This window comes from Cytobacillus oceanisediminis 2691, from assembly GCF_007678455.1.
GTDB classification, from domain to species: Bacteria; Bacillota; Bacilli; order Bacillales; family Cytobacillaceae; genus Mesobacillus; species Mesobacillus oceanisediminis_A.
Window position 1 is genome coordinate 1 of the sequence record NZ_VEEP01000146.1, and the last position, 294, is coordinate 294.

The 294-nt window shown below is 42.2% G+C and carries 1 protein-coding gene; it reads right to left on the bottom strand.

Translation table 11 applies throughout. The features are described 5' to 3' along the window. A partial coding sequence (locus FS736_RS24880; RefSeq protein WP_222125103.1) for a hypothetical protein occupies window positions 1–294 on the bottom strand: 294 nt, incomplete at both ends.

Below are 294 nucleotides of genomic sequence, written 5' to 3' on the forward strand. Positions count from 1 at the left end.
ATGTGGAAGGATGGCAAGGTTTGTGGTATTGGGGAGGTTGGGTGTATTGATTTGGGTTAATGGTGGAGAAGAGATAGTGAGTTGTGGTGGTTTGGTTTCTGGGTTTTTTGCGGGGAGAGTTTCTGCTAGGTGTTGAGCCAGTAAGGTATGGATATTGGGGAGGATGTGGAGGGTTAATATTAAAAAGTGTTGGTGGAGGTAATTGGTGGTTAGTTAAAAAAGTAGGAGGAGGATGAGGGTTATGATTTTTTGTTAATGCAGTACCAATACGCTGTGCATTGATAATTTCATGTG